This is a genomic window from Yersinia sp. Marseille-Q3913 (assembly GCF_963892745.1).
Classification (GTDB): Bacteria; Pseudomonadota; Gammaproteobacteria; order Enterobacterales; family Enterobacteriaceae; genus Yersinia; species Yersinia bercovieri.
Genome location: NZ_CAWQAF010000044.1, coordinates 207,339 through 227,694 on the forward strand (window position 1 = coordinate 207,339; position 20,356 = coordinate 227,694).

Genomic DNA, 20,356 nt, shown 5'->3' on the forward strand with positions numbered 1-20,356 from the left:
CTGACTCAAGTCAGTGATTCGGGTAAGTGAGCGCAGCTAACACCCCTGTGGTTTCAGGGACGAAAGTTCATCCCCAAAGTCATTGGAGCCACAGGTAGGCAGCCAGCAAACGCATCCCGGTGAGCTGACTCAAGTCAGTGATTCGGGTAAGTGAGCGCAGCTAACACCCCTGTGGTTTCAGGGACGAAGGGGATTTGCGCGGCGAAAACGCTCTGGTGTCGTCCCTGCCACTTGCTGAAACATCGCAATAAACGCAGATGCTGAGCTGTAGCCTACATCCAGCGCCACATTTTGCACGGTTTTCCCCTGTTCTAACAATGAGATAGCATGGAGAAACCGCAGTCGCTGCCGCCATTCGCTAAATGCCATTCCCAGCTCTTGCTGACAACGGCGCGATAATGTCCGCTCAGTGGTATAGACCCGCCTGGCCCAGAGTGCCAGCGAGGTGTTATCCGCAGGGCAGCGCTCCAGCGCGGCCAGGATTGGCGACAATAGCTTATCTTGCGAGGTGGGCAGATAGGTGCGCTGCACCGGTGACACCCTGAGCTGATCAATAAATACGTGGGCTAATCGCCTATCTTGCTCGCTTTCCGGCATCAATAAGCCGCGAGAGAAGCAATCCTCCATAATGGCGCTAACGATTGGGCTGATATTCATTAAACAAGCGGAATCAGGTAAGCCATCACAGAGATCAAGGGCGATATCAATGGCGCGAAAATGTAGCGATTTGCGGTTAAAGCTGGAGTGCTCGACACCCGCGGGGACCCAGACACTGAATTCAGGGGGTGCCAAAAAGCGTTGGCCGCCAATATTCATCGCCAACACCCCTGATTTAACACAAATTAATTGCCCATAGGTGTGGGTATGCGGCAGGAATTCAGTATTGGCATGATATCTCTCACAGCGGAAGGACAAACTCTGCGGCTCAATGGCGGGCACCACGGGAAAAGAGGGTTCTGTCATGATGCATTGGCTCCGGCAAGCCCCATTCCTGCGGCTTAAATTGTCCTGATCAGCCCAATCATTGTCTGATTATCGTTATATAGAATAAACCAGACAGCGGTAAACTGCACCGCATAAGTGTATGGATGAGAATTATTAGCATGAATGTGTTATTCCCCCTGTTCGCGGTGATTATTTGGTCAATCAATGCCGTGGTCAGCAAAGTATCGGCAACCGCCATTGATCCCGCCGCAATCTCTTTCTACCGCTGGTTGTTGGCGCTACTGACATTAACCCCATTTTTGCTGCTGGGCGTGATCCGCAACTGGTCAATGATACGCGTCTATTGGTGGAAGCTGATGATTCTGGGGTTACTGGGCATGGTGCTGTACCAAAGTCTGGCCTATTACGCGGCCCACAGTGTTAGCGCCCTGTTTATGGGAATACTCAGTTCATTGATTCCGCTGCTGACGGTGCTGATTAGTATTGTGCTGCTACGTGTGGCCCCGACAGTGGGCATAGCGCTGGGTAGCCTGTTGTCATTGGGGGGATTGGTGTGGTTAGTCAGTGCGGGCAACCCTGCACAGTTGTTGCAACATGGCATCGGCAAAGGTGAATTGATGATGTTAGGCGCATCGGCATCCTATGCCCTCTATGGAGTGTTAACTAAACGCTGGGCCATTCAGTTGCCAAATTGGCAATCCCTTTATATGCAGATAGCCTTTGGTGTCCTGCTATTAATCCCTAACTTCCTGTTGGCACCGGATGTCCAATTAACCGCGCAAAATATCCCACTGGTGTTATTTGCCGGCATTCCCGCCTCGATTATTGCGCCCTATTTATGGATTCAGGGTGTCATGCGCCTTGGTGCAAACACCGCGTCAATATTTATGAATCTGACGCCCGTATTTACCGCCATTATTGCCGTGACTCTCCTCCATGAGCAATTGCACAGCTACCATCTGATTGGCGGCGGTATTACCCTCGCGGGTGTCGTACTGGCTCAGCGCCTGCGCAGGCCACTGCGTAGAAAGAATGCACAGTGAAATAGTCAGATGGTGACCACTAATTGCCGTAAATGTTGTGCCAGTTGGCTAACTGATTTCTCACCGGTGGCAGCTTCTACAGTCAAATTTTCCAGCAGGTTGCCATTGTCACAAATGTGGACACCATTGCGATGGAGAAAAGTCATGGTGACAAAAAATGCCGTACGCTTATTGCCATCATTAAAGATATGTCCGCGAACGATGGCGACCCAATAAGTTGCGGCTAGCTCAAAAAGGTCTGTAACACCGTCATAATGAGTCCGATTTTGTACCCGGTAGATCAGCGCTTCAGCCCTGCCGGGATCCGGAATTCCGGCCACCCCCGCAAAACGCCGCAGTATTCGATCATGAAAAGCAATAACTTCCTGTGCGCTCACCCATATCATCGATCAGTCAACGCCGCTACAGTCGCACCGTGACGCTGCATCATCAGATCAAATTCAGCATCTAGCTTGGCATTCTGATATGCCTCGAACTCAGACTTACTAATGACCACCGCAGCGCTACCATCTCGACGGGTGATTTCAACCGGTTCGCCGTGAGTAGCTGCATCCAGCACTTCTGAAATATTGGCTCTGGCTTGGGTTGATGTATATGTACGCATATTGCCTCCTCAAATGTACTTTTTAAGTGTACTTTTAAATAGTTGAACATTCAAACCGGCAAAAAAAGCCCGGCATGAATGCACCGGGCGATAGCATAGAAAAATGTTATATCAGAATGCCGCCCACCACAGGCGCAGCTTCATGCCCCAATAACTGGTCCAGCCGCTGGTGTGCTGCACCATCTTGCCCTGATAGAGGATCACCAGCGTCGGTGTCACACTGACTTGCCATTGGGCTGATAGCTGGCCGGATGGGTCGTTAACCACTGGTAATTGATAGCCTTTTTTGCTCAGCCAGCGCTCAACCTGTGGGGCATCTCCGGAGCGCAATGCTACGGTCAACACATTCTCGCCCTCCTGCACCAACTGATTGACACTGGGGCTGGTGAATTTGCACACCCCGCACCATGTCGCCCAGAAATAGATCAGCAGCGGTTTATTTTGGCTCATCGCCTGTAAAGAGACCGTTTCCCCGGTGAGCGTTTGCAAAGGCGTATCTGACCAATCCGGCGGTGCCTGCGGGCTGCGCAGCCAATCCATCCCCAGCGAAACCACTGCCAGCAGCAACACTAAAACCGCCAGCTCTTTGCCCCAGCGCTTTAAGCGACTCATTTGCCCGCCTGTGCCAGTTGCTGTTTCACTATCTCCTCCAGCTGTTCATAGGAGATAGCGCCCGGCACCATTTGGTCGCCAATTAAGGTGGCTGGTGTGCCCTGAATGCCCAGTTGATCGGCCAATTTTAGATTACTGCGCAGCACATTCAGACTTTGTTCACTCAGTTCCACTGGTGTGACGCCGGTTTTTTTCTGCGCCGCGGCAATACTATTGGCATCGTGGAACCCTTTTTTCGCTATCAAGCGTTGATGAAATGGCAGGAACTGATCCGGGCGCTGCTGCCACAGGGTCAACGCCTGTCGGGCGGCGGTCACTGAACTTTCCCCCTTAAACGGCAGGAGTTTTATCACCACCGCCACCTGCGGGTACTCCTGCACCAGTTTTTCCAGCAGTGGATCAAAGGTTTTGCAGAATGGGCAGTTGTAATCGGTAAACGACACCAGCGTTAATGTGGGTTTTTCCGCGCCAAATCGTGGGCTAGCTGGGTCCTGATATAGCGCTTGCTGATTGGCGGCGATAAACTGATTCAACTGCTGCCCCTGTGCCTGGTTGGCTTGTTGCTGCCAGGCATTGACCGATTGTTCCAGAATATCCGGATTCGCTATCAGGGTTTCGCGGATTAACTCTTTGATCCGCACCTCTTGCGCGGGTGTGAAAGGCTCCGCCGCCCAGAGTGGCGTGGCGATCAGCGCTAATAACAAAACCATTAAAATTTTCATTCTGTATTTCCTTTTGCATCGACCAAAACTTTCAATAGAACATCACGATCCAGAAGTGGGGAGAGCACTACCCCTTGCGGTTGTTGTGGCCCATAAATCTGATTGAATGGGATAGCAACAGTGCCGCGCTCGCGCAAAAATTGGGTAATATCAGCTGAGGGCCGCGTCCAGTCACCCCGTAGCGCCACCACGTCCGGTGCTTGCAGCGCCTGCTGCACATCATCGCGCATCAGCACATGTATCTTGTTGACCTTGCAGGTCACACACCAGTCAGCCGTGACGTCGACAAACACTCGTTTATGCTCGCGCAGTGCCTGCTTAATGGCGGATTCTGTTAACGGCTGCCATGGGATGTTGTCATGGAGCGGCTTACGCCACAGATTAGCCGTCAGTGAACCGGCCAGCAGTAGAGCACCAATGACCAGCACGCTGATTAAGCTGACGATGGTGGCAACTCGCGCGCCATAGCGCCAACCAATGGCGAGTAACAGCGCCAGTAGCAGCACGCCAGCCGTGATAATCACCACTTGCAGACCAATATGGCTGATCATCAGAGTGAGCAACCACAGGCTGGAGGCTAGCATCAGCACGCCCATGGCAATTCGCAGATGGCTCATCCAACGGCCAGGGCGCGGTAGGCAAAGTGCCAGTGTCGGCCACGCGGCCACCACCAACCACGGCAAGCTCATACCGACACCGAGCGCGGTGAATATTCCCCACAGAGCAGGCAGCGGGGCCGCCAGTGCAAACGCCACTGCCGTGCCGAGAAATGGCGCGGAACAAGGGGTTGCCAGCAGGGTCGCCAGTGCACCCTGCCCAAAGTGACCCGTCAAGCCACGGGCGCCTGATTTCTCAACGCGCGGAGCAGCAATGCGGCTGTTCAGTGACGAGGAGAGCTGGATGTCGAACAGGCCGAGCAGATTGGCGGTAAACAGTGCGGTGACCAGCACCATAAAACCGATAAACCACGGATTCTGGAACTGGATCCCCCAACCCAGAGCGTGATTGCCTAAACGCAAAGCGGTCATTAGCAGTGCCAGTAACCAAAATGAGCTGATGATCCCCGCCGAAGAGGCCAAAAACTGCCAACGCACCTGACGGCGAGTTTGCTGCTCGGTTTGCAGAATCGACCCCAGTTTCATCGCCAATACCGGCAGCACGCAGGGCATCAGATTCAGAATTAATCCGCCCGCCAGCGCCATCAATATCCAAAGCCAAAAGGCGGTGGACGGCTCTGGTAACCTAAGTGCTGACCCAATGTTTAGCGTGGTTTCTTGCGCCAAACCCGCATCGCTAATCACCATGGTCAGCAGCTTGCCGCGCAGATCTGCCGTCCCTTCGCCCCAACCATCCGTGGCAGGAACCCGCACCGACAGTTGGTTACCTTGCACGCTAACGATGGGTTTACCGAGATCCACATCATCCAGCGTATCGAAGAACAACGCGGGCTGCTGCCACCCCTCTTCACGCAGCGCCAGAATCTGCACTTCGCCGTTGCCATAGCCCACCTGAATCTGTTTGGTCAAGGCATTAACAATCGGCACTTGCCCCATCGCCTGGGCAAAATCGTGCGCAAATTGCTGCTGGTTTTCAGCGCTTATCGGCGAGGAGAGATCGAGGTTAAATGGGTAGTCGGTCAAAATGCAGACATTACTACAGGTCGAGAGGGTTAATGTCCCGCTCAGTCTCTTGGGCTGTGGGCCGGAAATGACGATCGGCAGCATCACCTGCTGATGATATCCCTGAGTTGAAATCCCAGAAACATCAAAGCGTTGCGGTACTGGCCAGAACCATTTTACAGCGACAAGGGCCGCCTCCCACTTGATGGTGGGCGCAATCCCCCCCTCTCCCGGCGAGCGCCAATAGGTTTTCCAGCCATCCTCCAGTTGAATGGCAAGCAACATGCGGGTTTCACCGCTCGTTGATGGCTCGGCACGTATCCGAACTTTGGCATGGTCATTTTGCACACTGACCAGCCAGCCGCTATCTGCCGCCCAAAGAGTCGGCATCCATAGCAGCAACAGACAGAACAAGGCTGTCTTGCTTAAATTGAACATTATTTTTCTCCAAAAAATAGATAAATAACAGCAACAACTGAGTTGCCGTCATGACGCCAAAAACGTCTCTATTCTCGGAAAATGCATAATCGCAAATGCACCCTCAAACTACTGGGTGAGATGACTCTGGGCGGCGGGAATCTCATGCCGGTCGGTGCGGTCGGCATCAACAGCAGCAGCAACAGGCCCAAAGAGAAAATGGCTAATTCGAACAGCACCGGCGGTGACGCCAAGAGGGATTTGGCACTTAGCTCGCAAGGTGTTGGCGCTTCATTGGCGTCGGTAAGAGTCTGTGATGACGAGATCGGGAGGAGGTTTTTTTCCAACGCGTGCAGGCTGGCGATGCGTTGCGTCATACAGACCAGTATGACCAGGCAAGCCAGACAGAGGAACCACTTAGCAGCGCGTTGTCTTTTAACCATTATCCTTGTTTAACCATTATCCGGGCGATTCATCTCAAAAATTATTGAGTCAGTCCCATTCAGGATGAGCGCTCATCTTAACGGCATAATCAAGATTATCAATGTCTGAACCTAAACTATCACTCAACATTACAATTAATGGCCAAGGCATTTACTTAAAAAATGTAATGTCGCCGGCACATTTACAGGTATCATATTGGCAGCCCGCACCTATCGCTGGCTAATCCCACTATTTTCCATCGTATCGCCTCCACAGCGAAGGACCGGTTATATGCAACCTTTGAACGGCCCAGGTGCCCCCCTTGCCAGTGATCGCAATGTCGCACCGACCAAGATGACCCATCAGGGCCAAGTGGACGATCAGGCACTGACTCCTGCTCAACGCACCACACTGGAAAAACTGATTGTGCGGATTATGGCCCTCAGCCCGATTAAATCAGCCGAGATCTGGGCCGCCCTGCGCCACGATTTATCCCTTAGTAGCACCAGTGATTTGCTCGCCCGCCACTTTCAGCCAGCGGAGCAGCTGCTGCAAACTCGCTTGTTGCAGACACAGGAAAATCACGCCAATCACCAGTTACGCCAACAACTGACCGAACTGCTGCCTCAGGGTAACAATCGACAGGCGGTGAGTGACTTTATTCGCCAGAATTTTGGTCACACGGTATTAAGCCAGTTAAGCCATTTCGAATTACAGCAAGTATTAGTGTTGCTGCAATCCGGCACGCTAAATATTCCGCAACCACAGTTGACCACCATAACTGACCGGCCACTATTGCCAGCAGAACAGCAAAATATTCAATCGCTGGTGGCAAAACTCAGTGCCGTCACCGGCGAACAGCCGGCAAAAATATGGCAAGCGCTGTTTGATATGGTGGGAGTGAAAAGTAGTGACCCGCTGCCAGCGCGCCATTTCCAGATCCTCAGCCAGTTTTTGCAGACCAAAGTGGTTCTTAGCCAACAAACTGCGCCGACACTGGTTAATCTGCAAACTGCGCTAAAACAACCCGCTACTGCGCAAGAGCAGCAGTTACTACTCGATTATAGCCAGAACCGCTTTCAGGCCGGCCCCTCAACACCACTGACACAAGCACAGCTGAACGATATTATCAATGTGCTATTTTCCGCCCGATTAGACCGGGCCAATGCGGCACAATATTTAGCCGAAGATCAAAAAATCCTTCAGCCGGTCATTAACCCGATGATTGTCGCATTACCGCAATCAGTACAAACCTTGCTGCAAAAACCGTCACTGGTAATTGTCGCGGTAGCCATAGTGATCGCTTGTTTACTGGCAATATTCCTTTAAGCGCCAATAAAGCCCGCTGATGGTATAAGGGTGAATAGATTTTTCCGATTACTCACAACCGATGCTGACAGGAATGTAACGATGAAGATTTTGGGCCTTATTGGTGGGATGAGTTGGGAATCGACCATTCCTTATTACCGGATGATTAATCAGCAGGTTAAAGAGCAATTAGGCGGGTTGCACAGCGCCAAAATTATTCTCTACAGTGTAGATTTTCATGAAATTGAACAGCTGCAAGTTAAAGGTGACTGGCAGACAGCGGCAAAAGTGCTGTCTGATGCTGCCATATCATTAAAACTCGCGGGGGCTGAGGTGATAGTGGTATGCACAAATACCATGCACAAAGTGGCCGATGATATTGAAGCCGCCAGTGGGTTGCCGCTATTGCATATTGCCGATGCCACTGCCGCACAAATTAAGCAGCAAGGGATCAATAAAATAGGTTTATTGGGCACCCGCTATACCATGGAGCAAGATTTCTATCGTGGTCGTTTAACTAAAAAACACGATATTGAGGTTATTACGCCAGATAGTGCTGACCGTGAAATCATTAACCGCATTATTTATGAAGAGCTGTGTCTGGGGGTTATCAATGATATCTCCCGCCAAGAGTATCGCCGAGTTATAGGCAAATTAGAGCAACAAGGTGTGCAAGGCATTATCTTTGGCTGTACTGAGATTACCTTGCTGGTGAATGCGCAAGATGCCAGTGTGCCGGTCTTCGATACCACTGCTATCCATGCCAAAGCCGCCGCAGAGTATGCGCTGAAGCTCTAGTCGTTATTAGCCTCTATGTTATTGGCGTCTATATTATTGCCGTTGTTGTTGTCACAAACCAGCAACGGCAAGCACGAAAAATATCAGCCTCTAATAACATTTTTCCCCGCAGCCTTGGCGTTATAAAGCATTTTATCTGCGCGGATTAATAATTGCTCCTGCGCTTCATTTTGCGCCAACTCGACCACGCCCAAGCTCATTGTCACGTGAATATTGCCATCCACCGGCATTACCTCAATGAGCTGTCTGATCTCCTCGGCAATGATTTTAGCCTCGTTTAATTGCGTGTTCGGTAACACAATCATAAATTCATCACCCCCCCAACGACCCAAAACGTCAATTTCTCTAATATTATTCCTAATCACATCAACAATATGTGTCAGCGTTAAATCCCCGACAGAGTGGCCATATTGGTCATTAATAAATTTAAAATTATCTAAATCCAGCGAAAGCAATGATAGCGGCTGGCAAAATCGCTTAGCACGGTTATATTCATGCTTCAGTACTTTCTCCAGTAAATAGCGGTTGGCGGCTGAGGTTAATACATCAGTTTCGGAAAGGCTTTTTTTGATATCTAATTGCTGCTGTAGCTGGTAATTGATTTTACGTAACTCTGACGTTCGCTCTTCAACTAATGCTTCCAGTGTTTTATTTTTTAGCTCTAACTTTTCAAGGCGATGTTTTTTATCATGAATATTCCGGTGAGCCCCGATCATCCTTGATACCGAGCCATCGCGATTACGTTCAATCACTTTGCCGCGATCTTCAATCCAGATATAGTCGCCTTCATGAGTCAGGCAGCGATACTCTATCTGGTATCTTTCGGACTGATTATTAATATAGGCATCAAACTGAAACATGACCCGGTCAAAATCATCGGGATGGATAATTTTTTCCCACGTATGTACTGTATTTTCAAATGCATGAACAGGATAGCCCAGCATTTCATACCAACCGGAATTACGGTAAACAAATCCATTGTTTGCATTCCAATCCCAGATACCATCACTTATTACTTCCAGTATTTCATGAACAACGCGCTCGTTTAAATCGGCAATCTTCAGCTTCTGATCACTTTGATTATGGCTCATTGAACTACCCTGCTGTGTTGGTAAATTAAAAAGCAAAAATAGATTTGTTTAATTATTGTTCTAATATTGTGAGTTAACGCTTTTAGGCAGGCAAGGGTTTTTTAACGCTAAATTTGACTTTAAACGACTAAGAACATATTAAAAACAGATGAAATTTAAGCTAATACGTTAGTATTCAATCACCTACTTTTTATGTTGTTATCTACTTTGGTTATTTAGTATAAGATGTTTTTATGAATAACAAGTGATCCTCTCTCATTCTTTTATACAAAAAGATGAAATTAACAAAAAAGAGACGTTTATCTGATGATTACACGCTATTTTTTGCATAGCGGTTATTTTATAGCGAATAAAAAAGCCCGCAATCACTTGCGGGCCTAATTATTCAGGATCAACCAGCAGAAATATCTGCGACTGACCTTATTACTGGTATTTACGCATAACCAGGGTGGCGTTAGTCCCACCAAAACCAAAGCTGTTAGACATCACCGTGGTCAGTTCACGTTGAGTTGGCTTGGTGACGATATTCATCCCCGCCGCTTGCTCATCCAGATTTTCAATATTGATGCTTGGTGCGATAAAGCCGTGCTCAACCATCAACAGGCTGAAGATCGCTTCATGGACACCTGCGGCCCCCAGAGAGTGACCAGTCATCGCTTTGGTTGAGGAGATAGCTGGCGTGTTATCACCGAATACTTCACGGATCGCGCCCAGCTCTTTCACATCACCAACCGGTGTTGAAGTGCCGTGTACGTTCATGTAGTCGATTGGGGTATCAACACCTTCCATTGCCATCTTCATGCAGCGAACCGCACCTTCGCCTGATGGTGCAACCATGTCGGCACCGTCAGAGGTGGCACCGTAGCCAACAATTTCAGCATAAATATGTGCACCACGGGCCAGAGCATGTTCCAACTCTTCCACCACCACCATGCCACCACCGCCTGCAATCACGAAACCATCACGGTCTTGATCATAAGTACGGGAAGCTTTGGCTGGCGTTTCATTGTATTTGGTCGACAATGCGCCCATCGCGTCGAACTCACAGGCCATTTCCCAACACAGTTCTTCACCGCCACCGGCGAAGACCACGTCCTGTTTGCCCAGTTGGATCAGTTCCAAAGCGTGGCCAATACAGTGTGCGGAAGTGGCACAAGCGGAGCTAATGGAGTAGTTCACGCCTTTGATTTTAAACGGTGTTGCCAGACAAGCGGAGACACCAGACGCCATGGCTTTTGTCACCATGTAAGGGCCTACGCCTTTCAGGCCACGGGGGGTACGCATGGCATCGGAGCCAGCCACCTGATTGCGGGGTGAACCACCACCAGAACCGACAACCAGTCCACTACGGAAATTTGAGACCTGCTCATCCGACAAACCAGAGTCTGCAATCGCTTCTTGCATCGCAAGGTAAGCATAAATTGAGGCGTCGCTCATAAAACGCAGCACTTTGCGATCAATGAGATCTTTTGGCTCAGCGGCGAGTTTTACATCGCCCCAGACATGGCTGCGCATACCTGCGTCTTTAAATTCCTGAGCGAAAGTAATGCCAGAACGGCCTTCCTGCAAAGATGCCAGAACTTCCTGCTGGTTATTACCAATGCTGGAGACAATACCCAAGCCAGTAATGACTGCACGCTTCATTCAATACCTCTTCCACTTATTTTACATTCGGGATTTTGCAACGCACTTTAGCGTACAGTTGTACGCCGAACAAGTCCGATCAGCGTAATATAGCCAGATAATTTTACAATTTGCACGCGGCGGGTCACATAGTTAGAATCGCCCCACCCCTTGAGATACGAGTCTTTTAACGTGAGCCAAGCGCCAATCCAAACTGCGATATTAAGCTGGAACGAACAGGGTACACCTGTATCGGAACAGTTTGATGATATCTATTTTTCCAATGAAGATGGGCTGGAAGAGACGCACTACGTTTTTCTCAAGGGCAACGGCTTTCCTGCACGTTTTGCCCAACACCCACGGGATAACTGCATTTTTGCCGAAACCGGCTTTGGCACAGGGTTGAATTTTCTGACATTATGGCGCGATTTTGCCCAATTTAAGCAGCAAAACCCCACCGCCAAACTTCAGCGTTTGCACTATATCAGCTTCGAGAAATACCCCCTGCTGATCGCCGATTTAGCGGCTGCCCATCGGCGCTGGCCGGAACTGGCGACCTTTGCCGAGCAGTTGCGAGCGCAATGGCCCCTGCCCCTTGCCGGCTGCCACCGTATTTTGCTGGCTGAAGGGGCTATCACGCTGGATTTGTGGTTTGGCGATGTCAATACGTTGCTGCCACAGCGGGATGCCAGCCTGAATAATCAAGTGGATGCCTGGTTCCTCGATGGCTTCGCACCCGCCAAAAACCCCGATATGTGGAATGATACCCTGTTCAGTGCAATGGCGCGTATGGCCAGATCGGGAGGCACTTTTGCTACTTTCACCGCCGCCGGATTTGTCCGCCGAGGGTTACAGCAGGCCGGGTTTGAGGTCGCTAAAGTGAAAGGATTTGGACAAAAACGTGAAATGCTAACTGGCACCTTGCCACAAAGCCTCGATACACAATGCGCCCCTTGGTATCACCGCCCCTCTGCTGCCCATAGTGATGATATCGCGATTATTGGTGGCGGGATTGTCAGTGCATTGACCGCATTGGCTTTGCAGCACCGTGGGGCGCAGGTCACACTATATTGCGCCGATACACAACCCGCACAGGGCGCATCCGGTAACCGTCAAGGTGCGATTTACCCGCTGCTGAATGGCAAAAATGATGCACTGGAGACCTTTTTCACCAGCGCCTTTACCTTTGCCCGCCGCCAATATGACCAATTGATTGAGCAAGGTATTCGCTTTGATCACCAGTGGTGCGGTGTTAGCCAATTGGCGTTTGATGAAAAAAGCCGTGGCAAGATTGATAAGATGCTGCAAACCCAGTGGCCGGAAGCTCTCGCCCAAGGGATGAACCGCGAACAGCTCAGTGTGCTGGCCGGATTAGATTGCGCCCACGATAGCATACACTATCCCGCCGGTGGCTGGCTCTGCCCATCAGAGCTCACCATCGCGCTCATAGCGCTGGCACAACAAAACGGCATGGTTTGCCATAATCAGCATGAATTGCAGCAGTTAGCGCACATTGATGGGCAGTGGCAGTTAACCTTTGCACAAGCCGCCAAGCAACATGCCACCGTGATCCTGGCAACAGGTCACCGCTTAGCAGAGTGGGAACAAACTCGCCATCTGCCGCTCTCTGCCGTGCGCGGCCAGGTATCGCATATCCCCACCACCCCCGTGCTCAGTCAGTTGCGGCAAGTGCTGTGCTATGACGGCTACCTAACACCCGTGAACCCCGCCAATCAGCAGCACTGTATCGGGGCCAGTTATCAGCGAGGCGATGTCGCCACTGATTTTCGGGCTGACGAACAGCAAGAGAACCGCGATCGACTATTACGCTGCTTACCGCAGGTGAGTTGGCCGCAACAGGTTGATATCAGTGATAATCAGGCTCGTTGTGGGGTGCGCTGTGCTATCCGTGACCATTTACCGATGGTCGGTGCGGTGCCAGATTACGCCGCCACTCTGGCGCAGTATCAGGATCTGCCACGCAAGATCCAGCGCGGTGATGAGATAGCCCTAGCCCCAGTGTGGCCGGAGTTATTTATGGTGGGTGCATTGGGGTCACGTGGTTTATGCAGTGCACCATTAGCGGCTGAAATTCTGGCAGCACAGGTATTTGGCGAGCCTCTACCACTGGATGCCTCTACCCTGGCGGCACTGAACCCTAACCGCTTCTGGATCCGAAAATTACTGAAAGGCAGGCCAGTGCAACAGCGCTAACGCCCTGCGATTTCAGGGCCAAAGGTTATTTAATAGCCTGTTCCAGCAAACGATCCCACAATCCCAATACCAAAACCTGATCCGGTGGGGATAGCTCACCGGCTTTGATGGCTTTATCCAAACTGGCTCGCACGCGGGCATGTAACTGCTCAGCAGTGTGTTCACCGAACTCTTCCGACTCAGCCACAGCTAACGTCAGATGACCGCGTAGGTAGCCACCGGCAAATAAATCATCATCACTGGCGTGCTCTACCATGTCATCTATCTGCGCCAGGATATGTGTTTCAAACTCTGCGATCATCACTCTTATCCTAATTATATCAATCTGTTATTAAACTAAATCTTCCGGATAGGGAAATAGTTCTGGAGCCAGCGGTGGCGTATTGTAAAACGATTGTAGCGCCTGAATAAAGCCCGCAGGTCGTGGGGATATTCCGTTTTCCAGGTGCCATAGCACTTGTTCGCGCACTTTACGCTGGAATGTGATTCGATCCGGCTCACAATCCCCGCTTAGATTGTCGCAACTGACATTGAAAGGGAAACCAGCCGCTACACAAAACATCCACTCCAGTGCCTGCGGTTTAATCTCTACCACTTCAAATTGGCTCTGGGTTAACGCATCGCGTCCATCCGGGCAGTACCAATAGCCAAAATCCACCAGTTTGCGCCGCTCTTCACCGGCAATACACCAATGGGAGATTTCATGCATCGCGCTGGCGTAATAGCCGTGGGCAAAAACCACCCGATGGTAAGGAAATTCGTCGTCGGCGGGCAGGTAGATAGGTTCATCGTCCCCTTTGACCAATTGCGTATTAAATGAGTTGCTAAAACTGGCATTAAAAACGTCGATCAACTGCTGATAATGGTGCGTCATGCTTGAGTCCGTAAGAGCGGTATCGCGAGTGACATCAGGTTATCCCTGATAAGTTGATACCTTAAGTTATGCGAAAACGTGTAATCCCAGCCAGGAGGAGATCTCGGCACCGTGGCTGTCGTATAGCAGCTTGCAGCTCATGACGAATGACACCACGACAATCATTGGGCGGATTAATTTCTGCCCCTTGGTCAGCACCATATGTGCCCCCAGACGCGCACCCAGCACTTGCCCGACCAACATTACCAGCCCAATACTCCACACCACTTTGCCGCCGACAATAAAGAAAGTCAGGCCACCCAAATTAGAGGTGAAATTCAGGATCTTGGCATGGGCGGTGGATTTCGCCAGATTGAAACCGCACAAGGTGACAAAGGCCAGTGCATAGAAAGAACCCGCGCCGGGACCAAAGAAACCGTCATAAAAACCGACACCACCACCGGCTATCAGAGCAAAGGGCAGTGCAGACAAACGGCGCTTTTGGTCAAATTCGCCTAACTTAGGCGTCACCAGAAAATAGACGCCGATGCCTATCACCAACAACGGCAGAATTTGCCGCAAAATATCCGCCCGCATATGCTGAACTAAAATCGCGCCCAGCATCGAACCCACTAAGGTCAGTGCGATGGTCAGCTTTTGATCCTTTAGATTAACCGCGCCACGGCGGATAAAATAGAGGCTGGCGGAGAACGACCCGCCGACAGATTGCAATTTGTTGGTCGCCAAGGCCTGCGCGGGGGGTAAGCCCACCGCTAGCAGCGCCGGGACAGTGAGTAAACCGCCGCCACCCGCGATGGAATCAATAAATCCGGCCAATAACGCAACTACAAACAATATCCCCAGAACCGCAGGACCAAGGGTAAACCAATCCATAATTTATTCCGCAGCAAAATGGTTGTCCAGCAACGCCTGACATGAAGGCGGCAGTGGTGGTGGTAGAATTTTACCCGGTTTAGCACTTGGCTGATGAGGCTGGAACCAGCTCTCCAGCTCGGCACCGCAGCCATCACCCGCTGGCGGTGTCTCTTGATCCAGGCACTCCAGGCTATCGGCTGGGCAGCGCAAACGCACGTGCATATGAGCACGGTGACCAAACCACGGGCGCACTTTATGCAGCCAATGGCGATCCGTACCCGCATCCAGGCAGAGCTGTTTTTTAATCGCTGGATTGACGAAAATGCGGGTCACTTCACTATCGTTAGCCGCTAGTTTAATCAAATTTTCAACTTGTGGCTGCCAAAGTGCTGGCACCACCCGTTTACCGTCCGCGGCAACCAAATCAATAGGTTGCGGTTTTAGTAACTGCTGTTGGCTCCAGCGCTGTGGTGGCAGCTGTAACCAGATGTCGACATCCAGACCTGACTGATGACTGGCATGACCACTGCTAAAACGCCCACCTGCGGGCATCGCCATATCACCAATCAACACCATACCAAGCTGATTTTTTTGAGCTTTATCACTTAGACGGTGAATAAAGTTCAATAAATCAGGATGGCCAAAATAGCGGCGTTGATCCGGGCGCATCACCTGATAATCTACCGATTGAAGCGGCAAAGGCATGGCACCAATCACGCAGCCATTAGCAAAACCACCAATCGACTGTGGCGATCCCGCCACCGGACTCACTATCTGTTGCCACGGCGTCGCAGCCATGACTGGTGCTGTTGCGCCCAGCACCACTAAGCCCGCAAGAGCCACAACACTCGCAACCCATCTGTTCATTGTGCCTACCAACGCGGAACGTCTGAAACCACATCACCGCACTGCGCACGCTGGCGCAACAGGTGATCCATTAGCACAATTGCCATCATCGCTTCAGCAATCGGCACAGCACGGATACCGACGCAAGGGTCATGGCGACCACGAGTGACCATCTCCACCGCCTCACCCTGCCGGTTAATGGTTTGCCCCGGAACCATAATACTGGACGTAGGTTTCAAAGCGATATGCGCCACGACCGGCTGGCCGCTGCTGATACCACCCAGAATGCCGCCAGCATGGTTGCTCTGGAAACCTTGCGGCGTGATCTCATCACGGTTTTCGCTACCACGCTTGGTGACCACTGCAAAACCATCGCCAATTTCCACCCCTTTCACCGCATTGATGCTCATCAGCGCATGGGCCAGATCCGCATCCAAACGATCAAAAACCGGCTCGCCCAAACCGACGGGCACCTGTTCGGCCACCACAGTGATTTTGGCACCGATCGAGTCGCCCGCTTTCTTCAGCTCGCGCATCAGCGCATCCAGCGGCTCCAATTTACTGGCATCTGGACAGAAGAACGGATTCTGCTCGACCAAATCCCAATCAATCAAATCACAGCTGATATCACCAATTTGTGCCAAATAGCCCCGCACCTGCACACCAAATTTCTGCGCCAGATATTTTTTGGCAATGGCACCAGCAGCAACGCGCATCGCAGTTTCACGGGCGGAGGAGCGGCCACCACCACGGTAGTCGCGCACACCATATTTCTGTTCATAGGTGTAGTCAGCGTGGCCTGGGCGGAACACGTCTTTAATCGCGCTGTAATCTTGCGAACGCTGATCAGTATTCTCAATCATCAACCCGATACTGGTCCCGGTGGTTAGCCCCTCGAACACACCAGATAAAATACGCACCTCATCCGGCTCGCGGCGTTGAGTGGTATAGCGTGAAGTGCCCGGACGACGTCGGTCGAGATCCAACTGAATATCGGCCTCGGTAATGGGAATACCTGGCGGAACGCCATCGATAATACATCCCAAGGCGATACCGTGAGACTCACCAAAAGTGGTGACGCGGAAAAATTGCCCAATACTGTTCCCAGCCATCACGGCTCCTTACCCTTTAGTGATAAATAAGTTACTTATAGTTAGTCTGCCAGCACAACATCATCGCGCTGACAGAGGTTATAAGTGGCGATTAATCAATCGCGATACATGCTGAAATGTGGTGCACAATCAATCAGTTGCTGTTTGGTCAGCATAAAGACACCATCACCACCGTTGTCAAATTCCAGCCAGGTGAACGGCACATCTGGATATTGATCCATCAAATGCACCATGCTGTTGCCCACTTCGCAAATCAGCACACCATCATCTTGCAAAAAGTCTGGCGCACAGGCCAGAATTCGGCGGGCCAGTTTCAGGCCATCACTGCCAGCAGCCAGCCCCAGCTCAGGCTCGAAGCGGAACTCCTGCGGCAAGTCGGCCATATCTTCGGCATCAACATATGGCGGGTTAGTCACAATCAAATCATATTTGATTGGCGGCAAGTCGCGGAACAGATCAGAGCGAATTGGCGTGACCTGATGCTCCATCGAATGCTGCTCAATATTGTGTTCAGTCACCGCCAATACGTCGTTGGAGATATCAACCGCATCCACTTCTGCGTCTGGGAAAGCATAAGCACAGGCAATAGCAATACAGCCGCTGCCAGTGCACATATCGAGAATATGTTTAGGTTGATGGCGAATCAGCCCATCAAAACGGTTATTGATCAACTCACCGATCGGTGAACGCGGCACCAACACGCGCTCATCAACGTAATATTCCATGTCGCAGAACCAGGCTTTATTGGTCAGGTAAGCTACCGGGATACGTTCGTTGACCCGGCGGATAACCCGCTCAACAATGCGGTGACGCTCGCTGGAGGTCAGACGCGCACTGCGCATATCTTCTGGAATATCAATCGGTAAAAACAGGCTTGGGAATACCAGTTGCACCGCTTCGTCCCACGGATTATCAGTACCGTGACCATAAAAAATATTGGCGGCATTAAACCGACTGACTGCCCAGCGCAGCATATCTTGAATGGTGTGCAGCTCATTTACTGCTTCATCGACGAAAATCTTGTCCAAGGTTATCTCCAACGGGTGCGTAATATCATGATCTATGCCCCTAGTTTGCCATGAAGCCCGCGACAAATCAGCAGCAATACATCAGTTGAATGATAACCGAATAATGAAGAACGCATTAAAGTCACCAATCCAGGCCAGACATTTACTTAGACAGATGAATCACAGCAGGTAAACTGGGGACAATTGAAACATGCCAACGAACCAATAATGAAAAACAAATATCACCTGACAACTGATGAATTACAGCTTTTTAAAGAGTCAATAGCCGGGGTGAAGAAGCTGAAGCAAGATACAATCCTCCATCGTGAGCCGCCTAAATTGGGTAAGAAAATCGCCCCTGAGCGGCGACTTCAGGAGCAGGTTGATGCTAGCTATTATTTCTCTGATGAATTCCAGCCGCAGCTTGATATGGAAGGCCCGACACGTTATGTGCGCCCAGGTGTCGACCATTTTGAAGTTAAAAAATTGCGGCGTGGCGATTACTCACCCGATATGTTTTTGGATTTACACGGATTAACTCAGAAACAGGCCAAACAAGAGCTGGGTGCCTTGATTGCCGCCTGCAAACGCGAGCATGTGCATTGTGCCTGCGTTATGCATGGTCATGGTAAGCACGTCCTGAAACAGCAAACCCCGTTATGGCTGGCACAGCATCCCGATGTGCTGGCATTCCATCAAGCGCCTAAAGAGTGGGGGGGAACCGCTGCATTATTGGTGTTAATCGAGCTGGCTGAATAATCACGGGGATGTTAGGTGCAAGCGGTGTTATCAAAAACGAGCAGGATCTCGTAACCCTCAAAAACTTAAATCACCTGATTAGCGCACCGGCGTTTAGACCTCAGTAGCTAACCTTGGTTTGTTATAAACAACAAACAGAGGCCATCCATAATATGAAAACTGACACTCAGGGAAATATGCCGACAGCGGCAACAGTTGAAAAAAGCAGAGGCATAGTCTCAAATCTGATGCCATTCAGGTTCCCCATGCCTCAGCAGCCCTCAAAAGCAAACCTGCTACCAGTCAGGTTCCCAATGCCTCAACAGCCCTCAAAAGCAAACCTGCTACCAGTCAGGTTCCCAATGCCTCAACAGCCCTCAAAAGCAAACTTACTGCCATTTAGGTTCCCAATGCCTCAGCAGCCCTCAAAAGCAAACCTGCTGCCAGTCAGGTTCCCAAAGGCTCAACAGCCCTCAAAAGCAAACCTGCTGCCAGTCCAATTCACAAAGAGAAAGCTACCCGCTAAGGACTCACTTTTTCCTGAAAAAGTAGCCTGTGAGGGCTGGGATCAAGAGAATATCTTGATAGTAGAAGCAATAGCTTCGTTCAGTGTAAATGCAGAAAGCCCGGTTGCTGTAACCGAGTTAGATAAGTTCTCTGCTGTTCATGCTTTGCCACGATTGATGACACCCCAGTAAAACGGCAAAGGGCGCAAAATATTAATATCGCGCCCTTTATTTACCTCGACAGTTAGCGAGATACCAACAATCATCTTAGCCGTGGCAGGCTTTCGCCATCAATTGCGTCGGGCTGACTTGCCAGTCAAAAGTGCCTTTGCCCGTTTCGCCATTCAGCGAGATACAAGCAATTGCCGAGGTCGCAAACATTGGCGGGCATTGCCCCGGACAAAGTTCAGCCACCAGATAGCCCACCAGCGGTAAATGCGAGATAACCAGCACCGCTGCATGGTCCTCTTTCGCCAGCGCTTGCAAATAGCAACAGATGAAAGCCGCATCCCCGCCTGGCGTTAATTCTGGCATCACTTCCTGCTCTGCCGGTAGAGGCATGACCCCTCGCACCACGTCCAATGTCTGCTCAGCGCGCAAATAAGGGCTCACCAGAATCTGGTCAATATCGACCGATTGCTCGTTTAACCAGCTTGCTATCTGACGTGATTCATCCTGACCACACAGAGTTAGGGGCCTTAGCGCATCACTTGCTGCGTCAAGGGCCGCGTCACCGTGACGCATAATGAAAACTTGCATATTGCACCGTTTTTGTTAACAAAATAACGCTATACAGAAACGCTTTGCGTGCTGTACCGCCGAAACCTTTACCCGTGGGTAAAGAAACTTCATAACGATAACGCGCCGTCTCTCTATGGCGGCCGGGCATTTTGCCTGAAACTTAAAGTAAAGAAAATGGCTGTTTTCACACCGGTCATCCCGGCAGCCAACCCTGACTGGTTACATAATAACCATATCAATAGCTTAATCCAAACTCCA

At 50.7% G+C, this 20,356-nt stretch carries 22 protein-coding genes; 6 read left to right on the forward strand and 16 right to left on the reverse strand.

Translation table 11 applies throughout. The features are described from left to right. Nucleotides 1-177 precede the first annotated feature (177 nt). A complete protein-coding gene (locus AACW11_RS15855; protein WP_212584738.1) occupies nucleotides 178-963 on the reverse strand; it encodes an AraC family transcriptional regulator in 786 nt (261 codons plus the stop codon). A 140-nt stretch (nucleotides 964-1,103) separates the two neighbouring features. On the opposite strand from AACW11_RS15855, the gene AACW11_RS15860 reads away from it, so the two are divergent. After that, nucleotides 1,104-1,988 (forward strand): DMT family transporter, encoded by an 885-nt coding sequence (locus AACW11_RS15860; protein ID WP_212584778.1) that lies wholly within the window; start codon nucleotides 1,104-1,106, stop codon nucleotides 1,986-1,988. A gap of 5 nt (nucleotides 1,989-1,993) precedes the next feature. Here AACW11_RS15860 and AACW11_RS15865 read toward each other — a convergent pair whose 3' ends face one another. The 6 genes from AACW11_RS15865 to AACW11_RS15890 form a co-directional block, all read right to left on the reverse strand. After that, nucleotides 1,994-2,374 (reverse strand): type II toxin-antitoxin system death-on-curing family toxin, encoded by a 381-nt coding sequence (locus tag AACW11_RS15865; protein WP_212584739.1) that lies wholly within the window; start codon nucleotides 2,372-2,374, stop codon nucleotides 1,994-1,996. Then, a complete protein-coding gene (locus AACW11_RS15870; RefSeq protein ID WP_212584740.1) occupies nucleotides 2,371-2,592 on the reverse strand; it encodes a type II toxin-antitoxin system Phd/YefM family antitoxin in 222 nt (73 codons plus the stop codon). The genes AACW11_RS15865 and AACW11_RS15870 overlap by 4 nt, the downstream gene beginning before the upstream one ends. Before the next feature lie 111 nt (nucleotides 2,593-2,703). Continuing rightward, nucleotides 2,704-3,204 carry a protein disulfide oxidoreductase gene (locus AACW11_RS15875; protein WP_212584741.1) on the reverse strand — a complete coding sequence of 167 codons (501 nt, stop codon included), beginning with the start codon at nucleotides 3,202-3,204 and terminating at the stop codon, nucleotides 2,704-2,706. Beyond that, a complete protein-coding gene (locus tag AACW11_RS15880; protein ID WP_212584742.1) occupies nucleotides 3,201-3,926 on the reverse strand; it encodes a DsbA family protein in 726 nt (241 codons plus the stop codon). The genes AACW11_RS15875 and AACW11_RS15880 overlap by 4 nt, the downstream gene beginning before the upstream one ends. Next, nucleotides 3,923-5,983 (reverse strand): protein-disulfide reductase DsbD family protein, encoded by a 2,061-nt coding sequence (locus tag AACW11_RS15885; RefSeq protein ID WP_212584743.1) that lies wholly within the window; start codon nucleotides 5,981-5,983, stop codon nucleotides 3,923-3,925. Before AACW11_RS15885 ends, AACW11_RS15880 begins: the two co-directional genes overlap by 4 nt. Nucleotides 5,984-6,051: 68 nt before the next feature. Beyond that, complete coding sequence (locus tag AACW11_RS15890) at nucleotides 6,052-6,405, reverse strand: copper resistance protein (protein ID WP_212584744.1); 354 nt, start codon at nucleotides 6,403-6,405, stop codon at nucleotides 6,052-6,054. Nucleotides 6,406-6,676: 271 nt separating this feature from the next. On the opposite strand from AACW11_RS15890, the gene flk reads away from it, so the two are divergent. Then, a complete protein-coding gene (gene flk / locus AACW11_RS15895) occupies nucleotides 6,677-7,714 on the forward strand; it encodes a flagella biosynthesis regulator Flk (RefSeq protein WP_212584745.1) in 1,038 nt (345 codons plus the stop codon). Between the two features lie 81 nt (nucleotides 7,715-7,795). Next, nucleotides 7,796-8,491 carry an aspartate/glutamate racemase family protein gene (locus tag AACW11_RS15900; RefSeq protein WP_212584746.1) on the forward strand — a complete coding sequence of 232 codons (696 nt, stop codon included), beginning with the start codon at nucleotides 7,796-7,798 and terminating at the stop codon, nucleotides 8,489-8,491. Nucleotides 8,492-8,574: 83 nt separating this feature from the next. On the opposite strand, the gene AACW11_RS15905 is transcribed toward AACW11_RS15900, so the two are convergent. Beyond that, on the reverse strand, nucleotides 8,575-9,582 hold the full coding sequence (locus AACW11_RS15905) for a sensor domain-containing diguanylate cyclase (protein ID WP_212584747.1): 1,008 nt from the start codon (nucleotides 9,580-9,582) through the stop codon (nucleotides 8,575-8,577). 423 nt (nucleotides 9,583-10,005) lie between these two features. Beyond that, nucleotides 10,006-11,226, reverse strand: coding sequence for a beta-ketoacyl-ACP synthase I (fabB, locus tag AACW11_RS15910; protein ID WP_212584748.1), 1,221 nt, complete (start codon nucleotides 11,224-11,226; stop codon nucleotides 10,006-10,008). A 171-nt stretch (nucleotides 11,227-11,397) separates the two neighbouring features. On the opposite strand from fabB, the gene mnmC reads away from it, so the two are divergent. After that, complete coding sequence (gene mnmC / locus AACW11_RS15915; RefSeq protein WP_212584749.1) at nucleotides 11,398-13,419, forward strand: bifunctional tRNA (5-methylaminomethyl-2-thiouridine)(34)-methyltransferase MnmD/FAD-dependent 5-carboxymethylaminomethyl-2-thiouridine(34) oxidoreductase MnmC; 2,022 nt, start codon at nucleotides 11,398-11,400, stop codon at nucleotides 13,417-13,419. 25 nt (nucleotides 13,420-13,444) lie between these two features. On the opposite strand, the gene AACW11_RS15920 is transcribed toward mnmC, so the two are convergent. The 6 genes from AACW11_RS15920 to prmB form a co-directional block, all read right to left on the reverse strand. Beyond that, complete coding sequence (locus AACW11_RS15920; protein ID WP_212584750.1) at nucleotides 13,445-13,720, reverse strand: YfcL family protein; 276 nt, start codon at nucleotides 13,718-13,720, stop codon at nucleotides 13,445-13,447. A 30-nt stretch (nucleotides 13,721-13,750) separates the two neighbouring features. Then, nucleotides 13,751-14,293 carry an elongation factor P hydroxylase gene (locus AACW11_RS15925; protein ID WP_212584751.1) on the reverse strand — a complete coding sequence of 181 codons (543 nt, stop codon included), beginning with the start codon at nucleotides 14,291-14,293 and terminating at the stop codon, nucleotides 13,751-13,753. Nucleotides 14,294-14,359: 66 nt separating this feature from the next. After that, nucleotides 14,360-15,166 (reverse strand): sulfite exporter TauE/SafE family protein, encoded by an 807-nt coding sequence (locus AACW11_RS15930; protein WP_138774934.1) that lies wholly within the window; start codon nucleotides 15,164-15,166, stop codon nucleotides 14,360-14,362. Between the two features lie 3 nt (nucleotides 15,167-15,169). Continuing rightward, nucleotides 15,170-15,946, reverse strand: a complete 777-nt coding sequence (gene mepA / locus AACW11_RS15935; protein WP_445285828.1) for a penicillin-insensitive murein endopeptidase — start codon at nucleotides 15,944-15,946, stop codon at nucleotides 15,170-15,172. A 74-nt stretch (nucleotides 15,947-16,020) separates the two neighbouring features. Continuing rightward, entirely contained in the window at nucleotides 16,021-17,106 is a 1,086-nt protein-coding gene (gene aroC / locus AACW11_RS15940) for a chorismate synthase (RefSeq protein ID WP_057647403.1), read from the reverse strand. A 95-nt stretch (nucleotides 17,107-17,201) separates the two neighbouring features. Beyond that, nucleotides 17,202-18,134 carry a 50S ribosomal protein L3 N(5)-glutamine methyltransferase gene (gene prmB / locus AACW11_RS15945; protein WP_212584753.1) on the reverse strand — a complete coding sequence of 311 codons (933 nt, stop codon included), beginning with the start codon at nucleotides 18,132-18,134 and terminating at the stop codon, nucleotides 17,202-17,204. A 207-nt stretch (nucleotides 18,135-18,341) separates the two neighbouring features. Here prmB and smrB point away from each other — a divergent pair, with 207 nt between their 5' ends. Together smrB and AACW11_RS15955 are read left to right on the forward strand one after the other, a co-directional pair. Next, nucleotides 18,342-18,872 carry an endonuclease SmrB gene (gene smrB / locus AACW11_RS15950; protein ID WP_212584754.1) on the forward strand — a complete coding sequence of 177 codons (531 nt, stop codon included), beginning with the start codon at nucleotides 18,342-18,344 and terminating at the stop codon, nucleotides 18,870-18,872. 152 nt (nucleotides 18,873-19,024) lie between these two features. Continuing rightward, complete coding sequence (locus AACW11_RS15955; protein ID WP_212584755.1) at nucleotides 19,025-19,549, forward strand: hypothetical protein; 525 nt, start codon at nucleotides 19,025-19,027, stop codon at nucleotides 19,547-19,549. A gap of 75 nt (nucleotides 19,550-19,624) precedes the next feature. On the opposite strand, the gene sixA is transcribed toward AACW11_RS15955, so the two are convergent. Next, nucleotides 19,625-20,116 carry a phosphohistidine phosphatase SixA gene (gene sixA, locus AACW11_RS15960; protein WP_212584756.1) on the reverse strand — a complete coding sequence of 164 codons (492 nt, stop codon included), beginning with the start codon at nucleotides 20,114-20,116 and terminating at the stop codon, nucleotides 19,625-19,627. Nucleotides 20,117-20,356: the final 240 nt, after the last annotated feature.